We start from the raw sequence: 22547 nt of genomic DNA on the forward strand, positions 1-22547 counted from the left end.
TCCTTTTCCCGATGACTTGACCGCATGTCAGAGGGAACATCGGGAAGATGTCCCCTCTGACCGGTCACCGACCGGATGTCAGGACGCCTCGACGGGCCGGCCCTTGATCGACTTGATCAGCAGCTGGGAGACGTCGACGACCTCAAGCGTCTCCTTGGCCTCACCCGAGTTCTTCTTCTCGTTGATCGAGTCACCGAGCATGACCAGGCAGAACGGGCAGGCCGTGGAGATGGTGTCCGGCTCGGTGGTCAGCGCCTCGTCCACGCGCTCGGTGTTGATGCGCTTGCCGAGCCGCTCCTCCATCCACATCCGCGCGCCGCCCGCGCCGCAGCAGAAGCCGCGGTCCTTGTGGCGGTGCATCTCCTGGGTCTTCACCCCGGGCACCTTGGCCATGATGTCTCGGGGCTGGGAGTAAACCTTGTTGTGGCGTCCGAGGAAGCACGGGTCGTGGTAGGTGATCTTCTCCTCGATCGGCGTGACCGGGACCAGCCTGCCCTCGTCCACGAGCTTGGCCAGCAGCTGGGTGTGGTGCACCACCTCGTAGGTGCCGCCGAGCTGGGGATACTCGTTGGCGAGGGTGTTGAAGCAGTGCGGGCAGGTCGCGACGATCTTCTTGACCCCGGCCTCGTTCAGGGTCTCGATGTTCTGCTTGGCCAGCATGTCGAAGAGATACTCCATGCCCAGGCGGCGGGCCGGGTCACCGGTGCACGCCTCCATCGGGCCGAGCACCGCGAACGTGACGCCCGCGACGTGCAGCAGCTCCGCGACCGCCTTGGTGGTCTTCTTCGCCCGGTCCTCCAGGGCCCCGGCGCAGCCGACCCAGAAGAGGTACTCGGTGTCGTCGGGCATCTTCTCGTCCACGAGCGTGATCTCGATGGGGTCGACCTCGCGACCGGCCAGCTCCTCGATCCAGTCGGCCCGCTTCGTCTCGGGCATCCCCCACGGGTTGCCCTTGTTCTCCAGGTTCTTGACCATGACGCCGGCCTCGGACGGGAAGTTGGACTCCACCATCGCCTGGTAGCGGCGCATGTCGAGGATGTGGTCGATGTGCTCGATGTCGACCGGGCACTGCTCGACGCAGGCGCCGCAGTTGGTGCAGGACCACAGCACGTCGGGGTGGATGACGCCGTCCTCGCCGACCAGCGGCTTCTCCAGCAGGGCCAGCACGTCCTCGTGGAGGCCCGCGCGCTCCTCCTGGGTCGCCATCAGGTACGGCGCGACCTTGAACGCGTGGTCGCGCTGCTCCAGGATCAGCATCTTCGGCGACAGCGGCTTGTCGGTGTTCCAGGCCGGGCACTGGTCCTGGCAGCGTCCGCACTCGGTGCAGGTGTAGAAGTCGAGGAAGCCCTTCCAGGTGGTGTCCTCGATCTTGCCCCGGCCGAGCCTGTCGCCGTCGAGCTCCTCGTCCTCGAAGTCGACGACCTTGCCGTCGATCCGCATCGGCTGGGCCGGGCCGTTGCCGTCGGGACGCCTGGAGAACGCCACGTTCAGCGGCGCGGTGAAGATGTGCAGGTGCTTGGAGTTCACCACGATCACGAGGAACACCAGCATGACGCCGATGTGCAGGAGCAGACCGACGTGTTCGAGCGTCTCGTTGGCCGAGGCCCCCAGCGGGCGCAGCAGGGCGGCCGCCGCGTCGGAGGCGAACGCCCCCGAGGCGTACGGCAGGTTGCCGGTGTTGGCGGCGGCGCCGCGGAAGAGGAACATCGTCCAGATCACGTTGAAGATCATGAAGAGGACGAGCCAGGCACCGCCGAGGTGCGACCCGGAGAAGCGGGACCTGCGGCCCAGCTTCTTCGGCGAGTTCTTGATCCTGATGATCGCGAAGGCGAGAAGGCCGAGCAGGGCCGCGACCGCGATGAAGTCCTGCAGGAAGCCCAGGATCGCCCACGTCCCGACGAGCGGGATGTGGAAGTCGGGGGTGCCGGTGACGGCCCCCTGGATCAACGCGCCGTACGCCTCCAGATAGACGGTCACCAGGATGAAGAACGCCCACATGACGAAGAAGTGCGCGACGCCCGACGCCGTCCACTTCAGCAGCTTCCGCTGCCCGAAGACCTCGACCAGCTGGGCCTTGATCTCCTCACCCAGGTGAGTCCTGGCGTACGCGACGCGCTCGGGCGCGGCGGGCCCGACGGTGGCGAGCTTGTACAGGAACAACACGCGGCGCGCGGCAAGCGCGACCGCGACGGCTGTCATGACCAGCCCGATGATCGCTACCCAGAGCACGGGTCCTCCCACAGACGGCGTTGGCTGCCAGCGTACGACCGCCGGTCATCCACGATGACAAGGGGTCTCCACAAATCCTACCGACGAGTAACTTCGCTTCGTACCGGGACCCGCGGCGACCGTGGTCACCCTATGGTCAACACCGTTCCCAGAACAATGCTCTGTACGCCTCCGGACGGCATCGAAGTGACCGGGGAGAGCCGCGGGACGTGACGGGAAGGTCACACGGACGAGCGGGAAGGGCTATTCGGGCGGGCCGAGGTAGCCCTGGATCGTGGGTGTGAGCAGTTTCACCAGGTCCTCGATGTCCACCGAGGCCAGCGGCTCCAGCTTGAGGACGTAGCGCACCAGGACCACGCCGAACATCTGCGCGAACGCCGCCTCCATCCGGATCGGCGGGACGCCCAGAGCCTCCCCCACCCGGCCGAGGAGCGCCTGGCCGAGGAACTCGCGGATCGTGACGACCATCTGCTCGTTGGTCATCGCGGTGCGGACCAGCGCCAGTACCGGCTGGCGCGCCCCGGCGTCCGCGATGATCGTCAGGATGAGCCGGACCAGCCGCTCACCGGCCTGCTCGCGGGGCCCCGCCATGACCGCCGAGAGGACGACGTCGGGGGTGATCGGCAGATCCATCGCCTCGACGAACATCCCCTCCTTGCCGGAGAAGTAGTGGTGGACCAGCGCCGGGTCCACCCCCGCCTGCCGGGCGATGCCCCGGATGGTCGCCTTGTCGAACCCCTTCTCCGCGAAGGTCTCGCGCGCCGCCGCGAGGATCTGCCCCCGCGTGTCGGCCGACCCCGGCCTGCGCCCGGGACGCCTCCTGGCCTCCGCGGCGGATCCGCTCCCGGACCCGTTCCCGGTTCCGGACCCGTTCCCGTTCCCGGGCGGAGTGCTCGCGGCGGGCTCGCTCATGCGGGGGTGGAGGCCGTGAGGTGCAGCCGTGCGAAGGCCAGCGCCTCCGCGAGGTCGTCGATCCGCTCGGAGCGGCTGGTCGCCTTACGCGTGTTGATCTCCAGCACGACCAGCCCGGAGTATCCGTTGCCCGCCATCCGCTCCAGGATCGGCGCGCACGGCTGGCCGCCCCGCCCGGGAACCAGGTGCTCGTCCTTGTTCGGCACCCCCAGGCCGTCGGCCAGGTGCAGGTGGGCGAGCCGGTCACCGAGCTTGGTGAACATCTCCAGGGCGTCGGAGCCGGACACCGCCGTGTGCGACAGGTCCAGCGTGACCTGCGGGAAGTCGTAGTCGACCGGGTTCCAGTCGGGCGCGTAGGGGACGACCTCGTTGCCCCTGGCCTTCAGCGGGAACATGTTCTCCACCGCGAAGACCACGTCGGTCTCCTCACGCATCCTGGCCAGGCCGATCTCGAAGTCGCGCGCGTAGTCGCGCTGCCAGCGGAACGGGGGGTGCACCACGACCGTCCTGGCGCCGACCCGCTCGGCGGCGCGCTGCGCGCGCTGGAGCTTGGCCCACGGGTCCTTGCCCCACACGCGCTGCGTCACCAGCAGGCACGGCGCGTGGATGGCCAGGATCGGCAGCTGGTAGTGGTCCGACAACCGCTCCAGGACGTCGACGTCCTGGCTCACGGGGTCGGCGCCCACCATGATCTCCACACCGTCGTACCCCAGGCGCGCGGCCAGCTCGAAGGCGTCGGGAGTGCGTTCGGGATACACCGACGCTGTGGACAGCGCGATCTTCGCGCTGGATACACGGACGCTCATACCGCTTCCTCGTCTCCGGCTCGGAGCGCACACTCGCGAACACCGCCGGGCCGACCGGCCCCCTCGCTCAAGTCGCTCACCTTTGCCAGCCTAAGCGGGTCCGGAGAGCAGTGCTGTCCGCCACCACCGACGCGGCCGAGATCACACCATTACGGTGAAGGCATGCCGAGGTTCTTGAGGGGCGCCATCCCCAGCCCCAACATCTGGAACACCCCCCAAACCTACGAGCTGGAGAACCGGGCGGTGGACCCCGAAGGGCGCGCCGAGGCCGCGATGTCGGCCATCCGGTCGTGGACCGGCGCGACGGTCCTCGACATCGGCTGCGGCACCGGTTACCACCTGCCCGCCCTCGCCGCCACCGCCGCCCGCGTGATCGGCGCGGAACCGCACGAGGACCTCGTCCAGCTGGCCAGGCGCCGCTGCCGTACCCTGCGGAACGTCGAGATCCACGCCGCCACCGCCCAGGCCCTCCCGCTGCCCGACGCCTCCGTGGACGTGGCCATCGCCCGCTGGGCGTACTTCTTCGGCCCCGGGTGCGAGCCCGGCCTGGCCGAGCTCTCCCGGGTGATGCGGCGCGGCGGCGCGGCCTTCGTGATCGACATCGACACCACCCGCGGCGCCTTCGGCCGCTGGTTCGGCCAGTCCATCCCCGCGTACTCGGCCAGGTCCGTCGAGAACTTCTGGAACCGCCAGGGCTGGCAGACGAACAAGCTCGACCTGCGCATGTCCTTCGAGCGCCGCGCCGATCTGGAGGCGGTGCTCCGCATCGAGTTCACCCCCGCGGTCGCCGACCGGGCCATCGCCGAGACGCCCGGCCTGGAGATCGCCTACCCCAACCTGCTGCGCTGGAAGCTGTTCTGAACCTCCACGGCCCCGGCGACACGGTCGTACGGGCGGGGACCTCCGCGGGCCGGCCGGGAACAACGGGACGGGCACTTGACCTTGACGTTGATGTCAAGGTTTATCGTCGTGTCATGGGGAGGGCCGGATGCGGATCGGTGAGCTGGCGCGGCGGGCGGGTGTCAGCACCCGGGCGCTGCGCTACTACGAGCAACAGGGGCTGATCACTGCCCGGCGCTCGGCCAACGGCTACCGGGAGTACGGGGAGACGGATCTCAGACTCGTCTCCGAGATCCGTTCGCTGCTCGCCGTCGGATTCACCCTGGACGACGCCCGCCCGTTCGTGGACTGCCTGCGGGCCGGTCACGAGTCAGGGGGGTCGTGCCCGGAGTCCGTGGCCGTCTACCAGCGCAAGCTGGCGGAGATCGACGACGAGATCCGCGCGCTCCTCACCCGGAGGGCGGAGGTGGCGGCGCAGCTGACCACGGCCTGCCCAGGATGCGTACTGAGGAAAGTGGGAAAACCATGATCACATTGACCGCGGAGAACTTCGACGAGCAGGTGCTGCGGAGCGACAAGCCCGTCCTGGTCGACTTCTGGGCCGAGTGGTGCGGGCCGTGCAAGATGATCGCGCCGGTCCTGGCGGAGATCGAGGCCGAGTACGGCGACCGCGTCACGATCGCCAAGCTCAACGCCGACGACTACCCCGAGATCACGGCGAGGTACGGCGTCCTCGGCCTGCCGACGCTCAACCTCTACAAGGGCGGCGAGGTCGTGCAGCAGATCAAGGGCGCCAAGCCCAAGCGCCTGCTCCTGGCCGACCTCGAAGGCCACATCTGACCGAGCGCGTGCCGTCCCTCCCTGCGACTTTCACCCGGTACGGCATGCCGTACCGGGTGAAAGTTGTCGGGCCCTGCCGGTAACGTGCGGCCATGGCGAAGAAGGCTGGTGGCTACCGCTGTGCCGAGTGCGGGTGGCAGACGGCCAAGTGGGTGGGGCGCTGCGGCGAGTGCCAGGCCTGGGGCACGGTCGAGGAGGAGACGGCGGCCGCGGGGGCGCGCGTGGCCTCCGCAGGGGCGGTGTCGGCTCCGGCGGTGCCGATCGGCCAGGTCAAGGCCGAGGTGGCGCACGCGCGCGGCACCGGGGTGCCCGAGCTCGACCGGGTCCTCGGCGGCGGCCTGGTCCCCGGGGCCGTGGTGCTGCTCGCCGGCGAGCCCGGCATCGGCAAGTCGACCCTCCTGCTGGAGGCGGCGGCCAAGATCGCCCGGCAGCAGACGGTCCTCTACATCACGGGCGAGGAGTCGGCCGCCCAGGTGCGGATCAGGGCCGACCGGATCGGCGCGATCCAGGACCGCCTCTACCTGGCCGCCGAGACCGACCTGGGCGCGCTGGTCTCGCACGTCGAGAAGGTCCAGCCCGACCTGCTCATCGTCGACTCGGTGCAGACGATCGGCTCCACCCAGGCGACCGGCGTGCCGGGCGGGGTGACCCAGGTCAGGGAGGTCGCGGGAAACCTGGTGCGGCTGGCCAAGGAGCGCGGCATGGCCACCGTGCTGGTCGGCCACGTCACCAAGGAGGGCTCGATCGCCGGCCCCCGGACCCTGGAGCACCTGGTCGACGTCGTGCTCCACTTCGAGGGCGACCGGCACTCCCGGCTCCGCCTGGTCCGCGCGATCAAGAACCGGTACGGCCCGGTCGACGAGGTCGGCTGCTTCGATCTTCACGAGAGCGGCATCGAGGGCATCGCCGACGCCAGCGGCCTGTTCGTCTCCCACCGCACCGACCCGGTGCCCGGCACCTGCGTCACGGTCACCCTGGAGGGCACCCGGCCGCTGCCGGCCGAGGTCCAGGCGCTGGTCGCCAGGACCGAGGCACAGCAGCCGCGCCGCTCCTCCTCGGGGCTCGACACCTACCGGGTGACGATGGTCCTGGCCGTGCTGGAGCGGCGGCTCAACGCCAAGCTGGGCGGGTGCGACGTCTTCACCGCCACCGTCGGGGGGATCAAGCTCAGCGATCCCGCGGTCGACCTGTCGGTGATGCTGGCGGTCGCCAGCGCGGCCGGCGACAAGGCACTGCCCTCCGGCCTGGTGGTGCTCGGCGAGGTGGGCCTGGCCGGAGAGCTGCGCCCGGTGCGCGACGTGCGGCGCCGCCTGTCGGAGGCCGCCCGGCTGGGCTTCACCCGGGCGCTGGTCCCCGCGGGCTCCCTCGACACGGGCAAGAAGCGCAACGGCGACCACTCCCTGGTCCCCATGGCCGGGCGCGGCGCGCCCTTCGCGCCCGGATTCGACGTCGTCGAGGCGGAGAACGTCTGGGATGCCCTCACCCACGTCACCTGAGCACCCGTCACCTGAGCCGCGCCCCGCTCCCGCGACCGTCACAGGCGCCGTACGGCACATGGGCCGCCGGCCCGCGCGGTACGCCTCACGGGCACCGCGCGGGCCACGGGAGCCACGGCCGGCGACCCCGTGGCGGCGCGGCGCGTCACGGGAGCCGCACGGCGCGTGGCATCCACCGATTCCGGGCCGCGCGGAGCCTTCGCCGGTAAGCTGACTGTTATACGCAGACCACGGGGGTCATGTGGCAGCAACCTACAAAGGGCTCGACGAACGCCGCAGAGCCGTCCTGGCCGCGGTCGCACCGGGCACCGCTCTGCGCGACGGGCTGGAGCGCATTCTCCGCGGGCACACGGGTGGCCTGATCGTGCTGGGATACGACGGCACGGTCGAGGAGATATGCAGCGGCGGCTTCGAGCTGGACGTCGAGTTCTCCGCGACGCGGCTGCGGGAGCTGGCCAAGATGGACGGCGCCATCGTCCTCAACTCCGGCGACCTGCGGATCGTGCGGGCGGCCGTGCACCTGATGCCCGACCCGTCCATCCCCACCGACGAGTCCGGCACCCGGCACCGCACCGCCCAGCGCGTGGCCCTGCAGACGTCGCTGCCGGTCATCTCCCTCAGCAAGTCCATGCGGATCATCGCCCTCTACCTCGACGGCATCCGCTACGTGGTGGAGGAGTCGGCGGTCATCCTGTCCAAGTCCAACCAGGCCCTGGCCACGCTGGAGCGCTACAAGCTCCGCCTGGACGAGGTCTCCGGCACGCTCTCGGCGCTGGAGATCGAGGATCTGGTGACGGTCCGTGACATCGCGGTGGTCGCCCAGCGGCTGGAGATGGTCAGGCGCATCTCCGAGGAGATCGCCGGTTACGTGGTCGAGCTCGGCACTGACGGCCGGCTGCTCTCCCTGCAGCTGGACGAGCTCGTGGCCGGCACGGAGAGCGACCGCGAGCTGATCGTGCGCGACTACCTGCCCGTGGCGGGCCGCCGGCCGCGCAAGTTCGCCGAGGCGCTGCACGAGCTCGACCAGCTCTCCTCCGCCGAGCTGCTCGATCTCTCGGTCGTCGCCCAGATCCTCGGCCATTCGGGCAACGACGCCCTGGAGACCCCGGTGAGTCCCCGGGGTTACCGCCTGCTGGCCAAGGTCCCGCGCCTGCCGAACACGGTGGTCGACCGCCTCGTCGACCAGTTCGCCAGCCTGCAGAAGCTCCTGGCGGCCAGCATCGGCGAGCTCCAGGAGGTGGGCGGGGTGGGTGAGGCCAGGGCCCGCCACATCCGCGAGGGCCTGTCCCGGCTGGCGGAGTCGTCCATCCTGGAACGCTACGTCTGAGGTCCCCGCTCCGGCGGGGACCATCGGGCGGCCGCGGGGACCCTCGGGCCGCTAGCGGAGGTGGAAGACGGCCTTGCGGCTCCTCAGGCCCGGGGCGTGGACCACCGCGACGTAGGTGCCGGGCAGGGCGGCGGCGCGGTCGGCGGCGCAGTCGTCACCGGAGCGGCGGCGGTCCCACACCAGCTCCTTGACGTACGGGATGCCACGTTCGAGCTCGCGGACCCTGGTGGCCTCGCCGCTGACGCAGTCGGAGGACGACCACACGCGGTCGTCGCCGGAGGTGATGCGCACCTCCATGGCGCGCGGCCCGACGTCGGCGGTGCACATCACCTTGCCGACGTTGACGAGGGTGAGGACGAACCGGGGCCGGATGCCCGCCGGATAGACCGTCCCCTGGCCCTCCATGCTCAGCACGAGCTGCGGGGAGGCGCAGGCCTCGCCGGGCCGCCCGGGCCCGGCGGACGCCTTGGCCGCCCCCGGCGAGGGCGTCGGGCTCGCGGACGGCGTGGGGATGACCGTCACGGTCGGCAGGACGGCCAGCAGCGGGTCAGGTGTCTCCTGCCGGGCGGCCGGGTTCCTCTCCCTGACGTCGTCCGGCCCGCTCGTCGACGAGCAGGCCCACGCCACGACGGCGACCACCACGAGCACACCGACGAGCGCGGCCATCCGGCGCCGCCAGTAGATGTCAACTCCGATGTCGCTACGGAACGTGTCAGGATCCATACGCTCAGTATGGTTAGTCCTCGTGGGCCGCAGCAGGCGACCCGCCGCTTCCGGCCTGTTTCGGCCGCCGGACACGGGGCGGGGACGGGTGAAGGCAGGTGAAGACGGGCCAAGGGTGCCCGAGGCCGCACTATCGTCGAAAGGTGCCCGAGTCGAACCGCTTACTCGAACCCATCCTCGGCTGGTACGCCGGCAACGCCCGCGACCTTCCCTGGCGGACGCCCGGCGCCTCCCCCTGGTCGATCCTGGTCAGCGAGATCATGCTGCAGCAGACGCCGGTGGTCAGGGTGCTGCCCGTCTGGACCGAGTGGATGGAACGCTGGCCGACGCCCGCCTCGCTCGCCCGCGAGTCGCCCGGCGAGGCCGTACGCCACTGGGGCCGCCTCGGCTACCCCCGCCGGGCACTGAACCTGCACGCGTGCGCCCGCGCGATCACCGACCGGCACGGCGGCGAGGTCCCCACCGACCACGACGCGCTGCTGGCGCTTCCCGGCGTCGGCGAGTACACCGCCGCCGCGGTCGCCAGCTTCGCCTTCCAGGGCCGTCACGCGGTTCTCGACACCAACGTGCGGCGAGTCCTGGCGCGGGCCGTCAGCGGCCAGGAGTATCCGCCGAAGGCCACCACGCCCGCCGAGCGCCGGCTCGCCGCCTCGCTGCTCCCCGACGCCGACCGCGCCCCCGTCTGGGCGGTCGCCGTCATGGAGCTGGGCGCCCTGGTCTGCACCGCCCGCGCCGCCCGCTGCGCCGACTGCCCGATCAGCGACCTGTGCGCCTGGCGTCTGGCGGGCAAACCGGCCTACGACGGTCCGGCGCGCAAGGGCCAGACGTACGCGGGCACGGACCGCCAGTGCCGCGGCCGCCTCCTCGCGGTGCTGCGCCAGGCCCACGGCGCCGTACCCAAGGAGGCTCTCGACGTGGTCTGGGACGACGCCCCGCAGCGCGAGCGCGCCCTCGACGGCCTGGTGGCGGACGGCCTGGCAGAGGTCCTCGACGACGGCGCCTACCGCCTCCCGGGCTGAAGCGGCGCGGCCCCTCTCCCGACCGGGCCCGGCCCGGCGAGCGTGGGAGGTCAGGCGGCGAGGCGCAGGCCGAGGGCGGTGAGGCTGGTGCGAGCCCAGTCGAGCTCCTCGGCGATCATGTTGACCAGGGCGCCGGGGCCCCTGGTCCTCAGGGGGACGGCCAGATCGTGGGTCTCCACCTCGATGTGCGCGGTGCCGTTCACCGCGCCGGAGAGCATCGCGGTGAGGGTGTCCTCCAGCACCGGACGGGTGCTGGGCAGCTCCTGACAGGCGGCGGCCATGTGGTTGTGCACGTGGCCGAGCTTCACCACCGGGGCTCCGGTGTCGGCCAGGCCCCGCAGGGCCGCTCCGGGCTCCTCAGAGCCGCCCGCGAGGTAACAGGCGTCCAGGCAGATCCCGAGATGCTCGGAGTCGATGCCGCCCACCCGGTCGAGGGCCTGCTTGGTGGTCTCCAGCACGCATCCGGGCCACGGCTCGAAGCCGACCCTGATCGTCTTGCCGGTGACGCTGTGCAGCCCGCGCAGCTCGCGGGCGAGGCGCTCCAGCCGTCGCGAGGCGATCGAGTGCAGGTCGGCCGGCCAGTCGCGGCGCCAGCCGATGGGGATGGTGGAGATGCTCCCGAAACGGACGTCCTGCGGGAGCAGGAAGGCCAGGATCTTGGCCAGGGCCATCGTGTAGCGGTAGCGCTCGGGCTTGGCCCAGTCAGGACCGGGGACCTCCTGGTTCCTGCCGCCGGTGCCGTTGAGGCTGACGACCTCCAGGCCGCGCTCCTCGAGGGAGCGGCGCAGGCGCACCAGCTCGATCCTGTCGGCGGTGAGATGGTCGGCGACGCTCGGGGAGAGCCAGAGGCCGACCCCCATGCGCTCCACCCCGAGGCGCTTGCGCACCGGCACCGCGTACCGCGTCAGGTGCGCGATGAGGTTCTCCAGATCCTCGGCGGGGTGCACACCCGCGTTGTAGGCCAGGTGAACGAGCGTCCCGTCCTCGTGCCGTAAACGCATGCGTGCCTCCAAGGCGTGCTTTCCGTGTAAGCGTCCCGGCGGCCCCGCGCCGGTCGTCGACGCCTGCCGGGAGCTCGACCCGGTCGTCCGAAGCATCCCGCGCGGGCACCGACCTCCGCGTCACTCCCGGAGCTGATTCCTCGGTACGTCGCTGGGCTGACCTCGATACCGCTCTCAACGCAGTCCGTACAACGTTGAGATCATCTGGGTGGGATCGACCGAACTCGCTCTACAGAGTGTAGTACTACCTGTCGTGGCGAGATACCGTCTTTGGTAACAAATAAGCAGACCCCGCAGTGAGTCTCCTCACTGCGGGGTCTGCTCCCTGCTTGATCAGGCCGTGCCCGGCCGGTCCTAGTTCTGGATCGGCTCCGCGATGGCGGCGGCCGAGTCGGGAACCTGGTCGACCGGCGCGTTCTCACCGATGAAGGTGAACTTCGCGTTCTCGCCCTCGCCCTCGATGCCGATCTTCACGATCTGGCCGGGACGGAGCTCGCCGTACAGGATCTTCTCGGACAGGGTGTCCTCCAGCTCGCGCTGGATCGTACGGCGGAGCGGGCGGGCGCCCATCACCGGGTCGTAGCCACGGTCGGCCAGCAGCTGCTTGGCCTCCTGCGTGAGCTCCATCCCCATGTCGCGGTCCTTCAGACGCAGGCCCACCTGGGCCAGCATCAGGTCGACGATGCGGATGATCTCCTTCGGCGTGAGCTGGTGGAAGACCACGATGTCGTCGACACGGTTGAGGAACTCCGGCCGGAAGTGCTGCTTGAGCTCCTCCTGGACCTTGGACTTCATCCGGTCGTAGTTGGACTCGGCGTCGTTGTTCTTCGCGAAGCCGACGCCCTGACCCTTGGAGATGTCGCGGGTGCCGAGGTTCGTCGTCATGATGATGACGGTGTTCTTGAAGTCGACCACCCGGCCCTGGGCGTCGGTCAGGCGACCGTCTTCCAGGATCTGCAGCAGCGAGTTGAAGATGTCGGGGTGGGCCTTCTCGATCTCGTCGAACAGGACGACCGAGAACGGCTTGCGCCGCACCTTCTCCGTCAGCTGCCCGCCCTCCTCGTACCCGACGTAGCCGGGAGGCGAGCCGAACAGGCGGGAGACGGTGTGCTTCTCCATGAACTCCGACATGTCCAGCATGATCAGCGCGTCCTCGTCCCCGAACAGGAACTCGGCCAGCGCCTTGGACAGCTCGGTCTTACCGACACCGGACGGGCCGGCGAAGATGAACGAGCCACCCGGACGGCGCGGGTCCTTCAGACCGGCGCGCGTACGGCGGATCGAGCGGGACAGACCCTTGATGGCGTCGTCCTGACCGATGATCCGCTTGTGCAGCTCGTCCTCCATGCGGAGCAGTCGCTGGGACTCCTCCTCGGTGAGCTTGAAGACCGGGATGCCGGTGGCGGTCGCCAGGACCTCCGCGATGAGCTCCTCGGTGACCTCGGCGACGACGTCCATGTCGCCGGCCTTCCACTCCTTCTCGCGGCGCTCGCGCTTGAGCTGGAGCTGCTTCTCCTGGTCACGCAGCGCGGCGGCCTTCTCGAAGTCCTGCGCGTCTATCGCGGACTCCTTGTCGCGCCGCACGTTGGCGATCTTCTCGTCGTACTCGCGGAGGTCCGGCGGCGCGGTCATGCGGCGGATGCGCATGCGCGAGCCGGCCTCGTCGATGAGGTCGATCGCCTTGTCGGGCAGGAACCGGTCGCTGATGTAGCGGTCGGCCAGCTGGGCCGCGGCCACCAGGGCGCCGTCCGTGATGGAGACACGGTGGTGCGCCTCGTAACGGTCGCGCAGGCCCTTGAGGATCTCGATCGTGTGGCTGAGGCTGGGCTCGGCCACCTGGATCGGCTGGAAGCGCCGCTCGAGCGCCGCGTCCTTCTCCAGGTGCTTGCGGTACTCGTCGAGGGTGGTGGCTCCGATGGTCTGCAGCTCGCCTCGGGCCAGCATCGGCTTCAGGATGCTGGCGGCGTCGATCGCGCCCTCGGCGGCACCCGCGCCGACGAGCGTGTGGAGCTCGTCGATGAACAGGATGATGTCGCCTCGGGTGCGGATCTCCTTGAGGACCTTCTTCAGCCGCTCCTCGAAGTCACCGCGGTAGCGGGAACCCGCCACCAGGGCACCCAGGTCGAGGGTGTAGAGCTGCTTGTCCTTGAGCGTCTCCGGCACCTCGCCCTTGACGATCTTCTGGGACAGGCCCTCCACGACGGCGGTCTTGCCGACGCCGGGCTCGCCCACCAGGACCGGGTTGTTCTTGGTCCGGCGGGACAGGACCTGCATGACCCGCTCGATTTCCTTCTCCCGGCCGATGACCGGGTCGAGCTTGCCCTCGCGAGCGGCCTGGGTCAGGTTGCGACCGAACTGGTCCAGCACAAGGGAGGTCGACGGTGCGGCCTCGGTCGGACCGCCCGCGGCGGCCGGCTCCTTGCCCTGGTAGCCGTGGAGCAACTGGATGACCTGTTGCCGGACCCGGTTGAGGTCGGCTCCCAGCTTCACCAGCACCTGGGCGGCGACGCCCTCGCCCTCACGGATGAGGCCGAGCAGGATGTGCTCGGTGCCGATGTAGTTGTGTCCTAGTTGCAGGGCTTCGCGGAGCGACAGCTCAAGGACCTTCTTGGCACGCGGGGTGAACGGAATGTGCCCCGACGGCGCAGACTGACCCTGGCCGATGATCTCCTCGACCTGCTGACGCACACCTTCAAGACTGATGCCGAGGCTCTCCAGAGCCTTGGCGGCAACGCCTTCACCTTCATGGATCAAGCCAAGAAGAATGTGCTCCGTACCGATGTAGTTGTGGTTGAGCATCCGGGCCTCTTCTTGGGCCAGGACGACAACCCGCCGTGCGCGGTCGGTGAACCTCTCGAACATCTCGTCGCTCCTCACAGAGCGGTCAGGCAGGTCCGGGATATCCGAGCCCTGTCATCCCGCATGGTAGCCCCGACCCGGCGACCGCTCTATGCAGAAGACGTTCCCCGAGAGCAGGGCGTTCACCCTCCATCCAACTACTTACGAGGGGTGGGATGTTCCCGCTACGCCGCAAGCGAACGACGTTTGTCTGTCGGCGAAACGCATCATGCGGTCATGGCCGCCACCGGACCCCACCGTGACCGCCATAACCGCATGATTCACTCGATCCGCTGAACCGATCTAGTGAGCCGCTTCGTACTGCTCGACGATCTTGGAGGCGATTCGACCGCGCTCGCTGACATTGAGGCCGTGAGACTTCGCCCACGCCCGGATGTCGGCGCTCTTCTCTCGCGTGAGCGCCCGCGCTCCGCCTGCACGGCGGCGACGGGGAGCCAGGGCGCCGGACCGGCGGGCGCTCTGCACGAAAGGCGACAGGGAGTCACGGAGCTTCTTCGCGTTAACGTCACTCAGGTCAATCTCATAGCTGGTGCCGTCAATCGCGAAGGCGACAGTCTCATTGGCCTCGCCCCCATCGAGGTCGTCGATGAGAATCTCCTGGATCTGCTTGGCCATCTACACAATCCTTTCGCGGGTATTGTTTCATTCGCAAGCTAAACATATACCCGCGATCGAAGAGCGGCAATTCCAGGAGCCCGGCGATTCTCACAGGCCACCGGGACTCGCAGTCGAGCCTCCCGTGGATCAGCTCTTCTGCGACTCCGGGCCGGGTCGTTTTGCCGGACGCCGGCCGGCGGCTTCACTCCGAAGTAGCTTGACGACTCCGAAGATGAAGGCCCCGCCGACGATCGCCGGGGGTATCAACGCGGACAATACGTCGTACATTCGTCCTCGCTCCGCACCGTGGTGGCTTTCTGGGGACCATGGAAATGTGGCGACGACTCCCGGGCCGTGCAGGCACGCCCGATCGGTCTGGAACCGCCCACAGATGACCATAGCGCCACCGGCCGGCGACACGTGTCAGCAGGGGCGACCATGTCCGTCTCTCTCCAGCCTAATGCTTCTCTCCAGCCGCCTTACCGGTTGCGGTCGTAAAGCCGTGAGGAAAAATCGACAGAGCGATCGGGTGATCATCACCGTCTCCGTAATACCAATGCCCGCAGGGTTCCCGGCCGTCGCACCGTCGACCTCCTCGCGCCGAAACCCCTGCTGAGAGGGCCGGCCCGCCGGGACGAACGGCACCTTGTCATGGAGCCGGAGATCGCCGCGAGCGGGTTCATCACGGGAATGCCCGCCGTCGGCGGAACGCCCGGACGGAGAGCCGCTCGCTTCATCACCCCGGTGTGAGCCGATGTGACGCAAGCGTATGGAACAAGACGGATCTTCAACACTTTCTCGCCAAGAGTACGACCCGCTCCGGCACGGAGTACATAGTCGTAGACCGTATAACCACCAAACACGATGGGCCCCTCGGACAACCCCGCCAACACCACGCGTCCCTGATCCGGATCCGTAAGAAGGCCTTCACCGGCCGTCCCGAACGCGCCGCGGAAGGCGAAGAAGAGAATCCGGCGCGGGATCGCCGAGGATGCCGGAGGCACGACGGGCCGACCATTCGGTGAGTAGTGCGCGAACCCCCGACGGCGGCGGATCCGGCATTGACGCCTCATAGGAGACCCGCGGGCGCCGGTGAGCCCGTTGTGGGCACCGTACGCGAATATTCCGACGAGCGGGGCGAGACTCGGTCATAAGTTCCCCCGCGTTGCTCAGGGCGCGGCAAATGGTTTTGCTCTTCCGTGACCCGGACCCCGAGACCCATACAGGGTCCCTAAGACCCCTCGTTTTCTCGCCTGTACGTGAAAACGGGGCCGGCGGTTCAACCGCCGGCCCCGTTATTCGGAGAACTACTTGATCTTGACGACGACCGTCCCTGCAACCTTGTCGTGCAGTGCCTGCCGCAGGGGCTTGTCCCACAGCAGCCACAACACGTTCACAAGACTGAAGATGTAGATGACGTAGTTCAGGAGCGGCACCCAGCTCAGGAACTGCGGACCGTAGAGCACGCCGGCGCGCTTCAGCGCGACGTCGGAGCTGAGCCCGCCGGGCGGCAGTGCGCTGCCGACCGGCACCACCTTGATGCCCATGACCATCTTGCCGACGGTCTGCCCACCCCTGCTGATCATGAAGAACTCGTAGGCGAAGTAGATCCCCGCGGTGACCAGCGAGATGAGGAGGGTCGAGAGGAACAGGCCGCTCGCCTCCGTGACCTCGCCCGTCTCGCTGTTGAAACTGGGGAACGTCACGAGCAGGCCGGTCAGCACCGCGCTGATGATGAACGTCGGGATCGCCAGGATGACCCCGTCGACGATCCTCGCCACCAGGCGCTGCCACCACTCGGCGAGCGGGGCGGGGGCCCCGGGAGGACCGCCGTACGGCTGACCGTAGCCCTGCTGCCCGTACGCGGGCTGCTGGTGGCCGTAGCCCTGCTGGCCGTAGTCGGGCTGCTGCCCGTACGCGCCGGTCCCGCCCTGCTGGCCGTACTGCTGCTGCCCGTAGTCGGGCTGCTGGCCGTAACCGGGCTGGGGCTGCTGCTGCCCGTAGTCGGGCTGCTGCCCGTACGCGCCGGTCCCGCCCTGCTGGCCGTACTGCTGCTGCCCGTAGTCGGGCTGCTGGCCGTAACCGGGCTGGGGCTGCTGCTGCCCGTAGTCGGGCTGCTGCCCGTACGCGCCGGTCCCGCCCTGCTGGCCGTACTGCTGCTGCCCGTAGTCGGGCTGCTGGCCGTAACCGGGCTGGGGCTGCTGCTGCCCGTACGCGGGCTGCTGCCCGTACGCACCGGTCCCGCCCTGCTGGCCGTACCCCTGCTGCTGGCCGTAGCCCTGCTGCCCGTAGTCGGGCTGCTGGCCGTAGCCCTGCTGCTGGCCGTACCCCTGCTGCCCGTAGCCCTGCTGGCCGTATCCGGGCTGGCTCTGCCCTGGGCCGGTGTTCGGCTGTGAGGCCTCCGACCGATACCCCACGACTGTCACGTCGGGGTCGAGTTCGCCAGGAACCCGCCCCGCGTTGTGCTGTCCGTAATCCGGCTGTCCCGACGGTGTGCGATCGCGGTCGGGATCATCCTGTGGATACGGCGGCTGTCCGGTGCTCACCGCGTCACCTCACTTAGACTGCGCATGTGGCAAATGTCAGACGCACATGCATGCTGCTGCACAAGGTATCGACATAGGTATCAACAGTCACCTTTCCGATCAGTCAGCTCCAAAGTCACCAGAGTCGGGCTCACGTGTCAGGTGCAACAGCATCCGGGTGTTTCCCAAGGTGTTGGGCTTGACGTGTTCCAGATCGAGGAACTCCGCCACACCCTCGTCATAGGAGGCGAGAAGTTCGGCGTAGACCTCCGGGGCGACGGGCGTGCCCTGGATTTCCCGGAATCCGTGCCGGGCGAAGAAGTCGACCTCGAAGGTCAGGCAGAAGACCCTGCGCAGGCCCAGCTCGGCGGCCGTGCGAATGAGCGCGGAGACGATCCGGTGGCCGATTCCCATCCCCCTGCGGGTCGGATCGACGGCGACGGTGCGGATCTCGGCCAGATCCTCCCAGAGGACGTGGAGGGCCCCGCAGCCGATCACCTCCCCCTCCCCGTCGGTGGCGACCCAGAACTCCTGGACGTCCTCGTACAGGGTGACGGTGGCCTTCTCCAGCAGGCGCGGGCCGACACCGCCGTAGGTGTCGACGAGCCGCCTGATGGCCCGCACGTCCGGGGTGCGGGCGCGGCGGACCGCGACCTCGGGGACCTCGGGTACCTCGGGGCCCGTCCCCGGCCCGGGCGAACCCCGCTCCGCCCCCGCGGATTCGGCGCGCCGCTCCCCGTCGCCGGAGGCGCGAACGGCCGGCACGGGAGAATGCTCAGCAAGCTGCTCCATGACCGTTCAGCGTACGTCCTCACGTGTCTTCAATTACGGCTCATCCTTAACTCTCAGCTCGCAGGCCGCACATGACCCTTGGCGATCGCTTTACCACTCTCGGTGTTCGGCACCTCTCGTGTGCCACAGCTCACCTTTGGCACGGTCCCGGACCTGGGAAGACCTCCGCCACACCCGCCGCACGGGAGGCAAAGGCAGCGTAATGGCCATGTTGATCATTTCGAGGTGTGATCTTTTCGTGACACCTCAGTTGCGAAACCTCTACTGAATTCGCAGTTCTGGTTGAGCAGGAACCACAGGTGCACTAATCTCCGTGCTCGATGTCAGAGACGTAAAAAGCCTGACCCGCCGAATCCCTCACAGGGGAACCGGGGACCCACCACGTCCTCCGGGGTGAATCCGAGTGCCACCGGCGCACCCGGTAGGGCTGCCTCCGGCCCGAACCCGTCAGCTAACCCGGTAGGCGGCCGAGAGAGGAGCCCGTTGGTGAAGCGCACGCGCGACCGCGGAGGAAAGCACACGGGCCACGAGACCCGCTGCGGAGAACGCGCGCCGCGAGGGCTGCGCCGTCGCATGGCGGTCGTCGGCCTGGCATTCGCCACCCTGACCCTCGGCACCCCGCTGGTGGCGGCCACCGCGGACCCCGAGCCCAGCCTCCAGCAGCTGGCCAAGCAGGCCGAGAAGCTGCACCAGGAGATCGGCGTCCTCGCGGAGCGCTACAACGGCGAGCGGGTCAAGCTCAAGCAGGCCCAGCGGGCCGCCGAGAGCGCCAGGAAGACCCTCGCGTCGAGCGAGTCCGAGCTGGCGGCCCGTCGCACCAAGGCCACCCTGCTGGCACAGAGCACCTACATGTCGGGCGGCCTGAACTCCGGGCTCGCCTTCACGCAGGCCACCGACCCCGACACCTTCCTCGACCAGGCCACCACCAACTACGCGCTCCAGCAGCAGCAGAGCGAGGAGGTCGCCCAGGTGAGCCGGGCGATCGAGGCCGCCGAGCGGGCCCAGGCCAGCGCCAAGGCCAGGACGGCGGAGGTCAAGAAACTTCTGGCGGAGATCGACGGCAACCGGACCAAGATCGAACGGTTGGTCGACCGGGTCGAGAGCGACCTGTTCAGCGAGGTGCGCACCAGGGCCGTCAGCAACAGGGGCGCCCGGGTGAAGACGAACGTGCCCATCGTCGGCAGCGGCAAGGCCGCGGAGGCCACTCGCTGGGCGCTCACCCAGCAGCTGAAGCCGTACGTCTGGGGCGCCGAGGGACCCAACTCCTTCGACTGCTCCGGCCTGGTCATGTGGGCCTACCAGAAGGTCGGCATCAGCCTGCCGCACTACACCGGCGACCAGTGGACCGCGGGCACCCACGTCTCCAGGAAAGAGCTGCGCCCCGGCGACCTGGTCTTCTTCTACAGCGACCTGCACCACGTCGGGATCTACATCGGCGCGGGCCTGATGGTCCACGCCCCCCAGACGGGTGACGTCGTCCACATCACCACGATCGACAACCGGCCCTTCGTCGGAGGCGTCCGCATCGCCGCCTGAACGGGCGTCGACGACCGGGGCCGCGCACGGCCGAACCGGGTCCGGGGCCGCGCACAGGCCGAGCCGGTTCCGGGCCGCACGCGTGTCCGGCCCGACCTGCCGGACACGCGGCGGTGCGTCAGATCAGGCGGCGGCGGGCCGCCCAGGCCACGGCCTCGATCGCCGTGGCGACGCCGATGCGGTCGCAGATGCCCCTGAGCCTGCGCCTGACCGTCCGGCCGCTGATGTCGAGGCGACGCCCCACCCGATCGACCGTGACACCCTTGGCGAGCTCGGCCAGCAGCACGAGGTCGTCGTCGCTGAGACCGATATCGCTCATGCCCAGGGGGCTGTCGCCATGGCGTGAATCCACTTCTGGATATGCCATCAAGAGTCACTCCCCCCACTCTGGAAACCGGGTGCGAGACGCCGGAAATGAATACCGTCCGCCAGGAACGGTAAACGCCTTGTTCAAAGGTCGTCAAGTTCCACTCTTCATAGCGTGCGTCCAGTATTGACATAGCAGGCGCTACGTGAAGTACTCATGATATGTCAGTGCCTTTGCGGCTATGTCATGATCGAGCCCAGGCACGAGCCGGCAGGCATCCCTGGCTGCGGCGACCGAGGTCCTGGCAGAACAAGATTTCGCCGGAACCGCCGCCCCGCCGGGCACCCCGAAGCCGTCGCCCCGGGGATCCGGCCCGTCCGCATTTCTCGGAAAAAATTGATCTCTTCCCGACGGCCATGTCCTCATCACCTTGACGGCACACCACGGATAACGCGGAAATATGAGGGTCAAGAGCGGAGCCTTGCGGCATTCGCGAAGTGCCACGTGGCGACGACGGAACATCCGGGCGATATTGGACCTACTGGAAATGGATTTCTGCACCATACGGAAATGCGTCCGATATTGCGTGGGACCATGGGCCCGACGGCCGTTTCCCACCGGCCGGGTTCTCCCGGGGCCTCGGCCGCCCCCGCAGGGGAACATCCTGATCCGTGAAGCTCCGTGAGGGCGCTCGGCTCCGGCGCCTCGGGGCGCTCGCACGGAAAACGGCCCGGAGACGATCGGGGAACCGCTCCACCGCGACCCGGCCGCGCGGCTCATGCTCCGGCTCGCGTCCACCGGCGCGGGGCGGCCTGGGACGCCGGTCGGCGGAGGGGACGGTGACGGTGCCGCCCGGCGCGGCCGACCAGGCTCTCGGGCGCTCTCCGAGCCCGACGTCCCACGCGATCCCGGCCGGATCCCGCCCCTGTCCCGAGCGGTGACCGGGGCCGCCGTCCGGCCTCGTCCCCGGCGCGCGCACGGCCGGGAACCCGCCGCCCCCGCCCGGGAATCCTCCGTCGCCGCTCGCCGGCGTCAGGAGGCGACACCGCCCCTCGTGGCGGTGGCACCGGGCCGCGGTGCCCGGCCCGGTGCACCGTACGGGGAGAACGTCCTCACCCGCCGCCGCCGGGTTCAGCCGGTCGGCTTCACCAGCGGGAACAGGATGGTCTCGCGGATGTTCTTTCCGGTGAAGGCCATGACGAGGCGGTCGATGCCGAGCCCCATGCCGCCGGTGGGCGGCATCGCATATTCCAGGGCCGTGAGGAAGTCCTCGTCAAGCTGCATGGCCTCGACGTCGCCGCCCGCGGCGAGCAGGGACTGCTCCGTGAGGCGGCGGCGCTGCTCGACCGGGTCGACCAGTTCCGAGTAGCCGGTGCCCAGCTCGGTGCCGAAGCCGATCAGGTCCCACTTCTCGGTGAGGAGCGGGTTGTCCCGGTGGGTGCGGGCCAGCGGGGAGGTCTCCAGCGGGTAGTCCATGACGAACGTGGGCTGGACGAGCGTGTGCTCGACGAGGGCCTCGAAGATCTCCTGGACGAGCTTGCCCTGACCCCACTTGGCGTCCCAGTGGATCTCCCGCGCGTCCGCGAGCTTGCGGACGTGCTCCAGGGGCGTCTCGGTGGTGACCTCCTCGCCCAGCGCCTCGGAGACCGACCCGTACAGGGTGATCCGCGGCCACTTCGCCAGACCGAGGTCGATCTCCTGACCCTGGTGGACGACCACGGAGTGGCCGAGGGCGGCCAGCACGGCCCTCTGGATCATCCGCTGGGTCAGGTCGGCGATGTCGTTGTAGTCGAGATACGTGCCGTACGCCTCCAGCATCGTGAACTCGGGGTTGTGGGTGGAGTCCGCGCCCTCGTTGCGGAAGTTGCGGTTGATCTCGAAGACCTTCTCCAGGCCGCCGACCACCAGCCGCTTGAGGTAGAGCTCGATCGCGATGCGGAGGTAGAGCTCCATGTCGTACGCGTTGATGTGGGTCTTGAAGGGCCTGGCCGTGGCTCCGCCGTGGATCGGCTGGAGCATCGGCGTCTCGACCTCCAGGTAACCCTCCTCGTGCCAGAAGTCGCGGACGGCCCGGACCACGGCGCTGCGGGTGCGGGCCATCTTCCTGGCCTCGTCGTTGACGATGAGGTCGACGTAGCGCTGGCGGACCCGCGCCTCGGGGTCGGTGAGCCCGGCGTGCTTCTCCGGCAGCGGGCGCAGGCACTTCGACGTGATCGCCCAGCGGTCGGCGAGGATGGACAGCTCGCCCCTGCGGGAGGTGATGACCTCGCCCTCGATGCCCACGTGGTCGCCGAGGTCGACGTCGCGCTTCCACGCGGCCAGGGACTCCTCGCCCACCCTGTCCAGGGAGACCATGACCTGGAGGTCGCCGGAGCCGTCGCGGAGGGTGGCGAAGCAGAGCTTGCCGCCGGTCCTGGACAGCATCACCCGGCCGGTGACGCCCACTTTGTCGCCCGTCGCGGTGTCAGCGGAGAGATCAGCGTATTTCTGGCGGATCTCGGCGTTGGTCGCGGTGCGCGGAAAATTCACCGGGTAAGGGTCGACGTTCTCGGAACGGAGGCGGTCGAGCTTCTCCCGGCGCACGCGCATCTGCTCGGGCAGATCCTCGGCGGGATTCGTCACGTCATCGGTCACAGTTCCAAAGGGTACCGATGTGGCGAACCTCGTGAGTTCGCCGGTCGCGCGGCGCGGAAACCTGTCGTACGGCATGAAACCGGTCGCGCGGCACGGGGGAGGGA

General features: G+C 69.0%; 18 protein-coding genes and 1 riboswitch. Of the genes, 7 read left to right on the forward strand and 11 right to left on the reverse strand.

Going from position 1 to position 22547, the window contains the following annotated elements:
- Positions 1-78: 78 nt before the first annotated feature.
- The 3 genes from ACVCAG_RS25335 to ACVCAG_RS25345 form a co-directional block, all read right to left on the reverse strand.
- The gene (locus tag ACVCAG_RS25335; RefSeq protein ID WP_440086720.1) at positions 79-2229 is read right to left on the reverse strand and encodes a heterodisulfide reductase-related iron-sulfur binding cluster; all 2151 of its coding nucleotides are present in this window, start codon (positions 2227-2229) and stop codon (positions 79-81) included.
- A gap of 243 nt (positions 2230-2472) precedes the next feature.
- Positions 2473-3141 (reverse strand): TetR/AcrR family transcriptional regulator, encoded by a 669-nt coding sequence (locus tag ACVCAG_RS25340; protein WP_440086721.1) that lies wholly within the window; start codon positions 3139-3141, stop codon positions 2473-2475.
- Entirely contained in the window at positions 3138-3947 is an 810-nt protein-coding gene (locus ACVCAG_RS25345; RefSeq protein WP_440086723.1) for a TIM barrel protein, read from the reverse strand. The genes ACVCAG_RS25340 and ACVCAG_RS25345 overlap by 4 nt, the downstream gene beginning before the upstream one ends.
- 162 nt (positions 3948-4109) lie before the next feature.
- On the opposite strand from ACVCAG_RS25345, the gene ACVCAG_RS25350 reads away from it, so the two are divergent.
- The 5 genes from ACVCAG_RS25350 (at position 4110) to disA (ending at position 8450) form a co-directional block, all read left to right on the forward strand.
- Positions 4110-4808, forward strand: coding sequence for a methyltransferase domain-containing protein (locus ACVCAG_RS25350; protein WP_440086724.1), 699 nt, complete (start codon positions 4110-4112; stop codon positions 4806-4808).
- 127 nt (positions 4809-4935) lie between these two features.
- Entirely contained in the window at positions 4936-5316 is a 381-nt protein-coding gene (locus ACVCAG_RS25355; protein WP_440086725.1) for a MerR family transcriptional regulator, read from the forward strand.
- Positions 5313-5627, forward strand: coding sequence for a thioredoxin (trxA, locus tag ACVCAG_RS25360; RefSeq protein WP_440086726.1), 315 nt, complete (start codon positions 5313-5315; stop codon positions 5625-5627). Before ACVCAG_RS25355 ends, trxA begins: the two co-directional genes overlap by 4 nt.
- A 92-nt stretch (positions 5628-5719) precedes the next feature.
- Complete coding sequence (radA, locus tag ACVCAG_RS25365; RefSeq protein WP_440086727.1) at positions 5720-7123, forward strand: DNA repair protein RadA; 1404 nt, start codon at positions 5720-5722, stop codon at positions 7121-7123.
- 241 nt (positions 7124-7364) lie between these two features.
- Positions 7365-8450, forward strand: coding sequence for a DNA integrity scanning diadenylate cyclase DisA (disA, locus tag ACVCAG_RS25370; RefSeq protein ID WP_389917837.1), 1086 nt, complete (start codon positions 7365-7367; stop codon positions 8448-8450).
- A 51-nt stretch (positions 8451-8501) separates the two neighbouring features.
- Here disA and ACVCAG_RS25375 read toward each other — a convergent pair whose 3' ends face one another.
- Positions 8502-9173 carry a hypothetical protein gene (locus tag ACVCAG_RS25375; RefSeq protein WP_440086729.1) on the reverse strand — a complete coding sequence of 224 codons (672 nt, stop codon included), beginning with the start codon at positions 9171-9173 and terminating at the stop codon, positions 8502-8504.
- Between the two features lie 143 nt (positions 9174-9316).
- Between ACVCAG_RS25375 and ACVCAG_RS25380 the strand changes: the two genes are divergently transcribed.
- Positions 9317-10192, forward strand: coding sequence for an A/G-specific adenine glycosylase (locus ACVCAG_RS25380; protein ID WP_440086730.1), 876 nt, complete (start codon positions 9317-9319; stop codon positions 10190-10192).
- 50 nt (positions 10193-10242) lie between these two features.
- On the opposite strand, the gene ACVCAG_RS25385 is transcribed toward ACVCAG_RS25380, so the two are convergent.
- The 5 genes from ACVCAG_RS25385 to ACVCAG_RS25405 all read right to left on the reverse strand — a co-directional run bounded on the left by ACVCAG_RS25385 (position 10243) and on the right by ACVCAG_RS25405 (position 17939).
- Positions 10243-11193: a TIM barrel protein gene (locus tag ACVCAG_RS25385; protein WP_362695265.1), complete on the reverse strand. Its 951-nt coding sequence runs from the start codon at positions 11191-11193 to the stop codon at positions 10243-10245.
- A gap of 354 nt (positions 11194-11547) precedes the next feature.
- Positions 11548-14055: an ATP-dependent Clp protease ATP-binding subunit gene (locus tag ACVCAG_RS25390; RefSeq protein ID WP_344744009.1), complete on the reverse strand. Its 2508-nt coding sequence runs from the start codon at positions 14053-14055 to the stop codon at positions 11548-11550.
- Positions 14056-14334: 279 nt separating this feature from the next.
- Complete coding sequence (locus tag ACVCAG_RS25395; RefSeq protein WP_012895497.1) at positions 14335-14667, reverse strand: histone-like nucleoid-structuring protein Lsr2; 333 nt, start codon at positions 14665-14667, stop codon at positions 14335-14337.
- A 1289-nt stretch (positions 14668-15956) separates the two neighbouring features.
- Positions 15957-17066 carry an RDD family protein gene (locus ACVCAG_RS25400; protein ID WP_440086731.1) on the reverse strand — a complete coding sequence of 370 codons (1110 nt, stop codon included), beginning with the start codon at positions 17064-17066 and terminating at the stop codon, positions 15957-15959.
- A gap of 228 nt (positions 17067-17294) precedes the next feature.
- Positions 17295-17939: an amino-acid N-acetyltransferase gene (locus ACVCAG_RS25405; protein WP_440086732.1), complete on the reverse strand. Its 645-nt coding sequence runs from the start codon at positions 17937-17939 to the stop codon at positions 17295-17297.
- Between the two features lie 363 nt (positions 17940-18302).
- A riboswitch (cyclic di-AMP (ydaO/yuaA leader) is annotated at positions 18303-18447 on the forward strand.
- A gap of 5 nt (positions 18448-18452) precedes the next feature.
- Here ACVCAG_RS25405 and ACVCAG_RS25410 point away from each other — a divergent pair.
- Positions 18453-19502, forward strand: coding sequence for an NlpC/P60 family protein (locus tag ACVCAG_RS25410; RefSeq protein ID WP_440086733.1), 1050 nt, complete (start codon positions 18453-18455; stop codon positions 19500-19502).
- A gap of 118 nt (positions 19503-19620) precedes the next feature.
- Here ACVCAG_RS25410 and ACVCAG_RS25415 read toward each other — a convergent pair whose 3' ends face one another.
- A complete protein-coding gene (locus tag ACVCAG_RS25415; RefSeq protein ID WP_030905642.1) occupies positions 19621-19821 on the reverse strand; it encodes a LuxR C-terminal-related transcriptional regulator in 201 nt (66 codons plus the stop codon).
- Between the two features lie 1119 nt (positions 19822-20940).
- Positions 20941-22443 (reverse strand): bifunctional lysylphosphatidylglycerol synthetase/lysine--tRNA ligase LysX, encoded by a 1503-nt coding sequence (lysX, locus tag ACVCAG_RS25420; RefSeq protein ID WP_440086734.1) that lies wholly within the window; start codon positions 22441-22443, stop codon positions 20941-20943.
- Positions 22444-22547 lie beyond the last annotated feature (104 nt).

This window comes from Streptosporangium sp. G12, assembly GCF_052983175.1.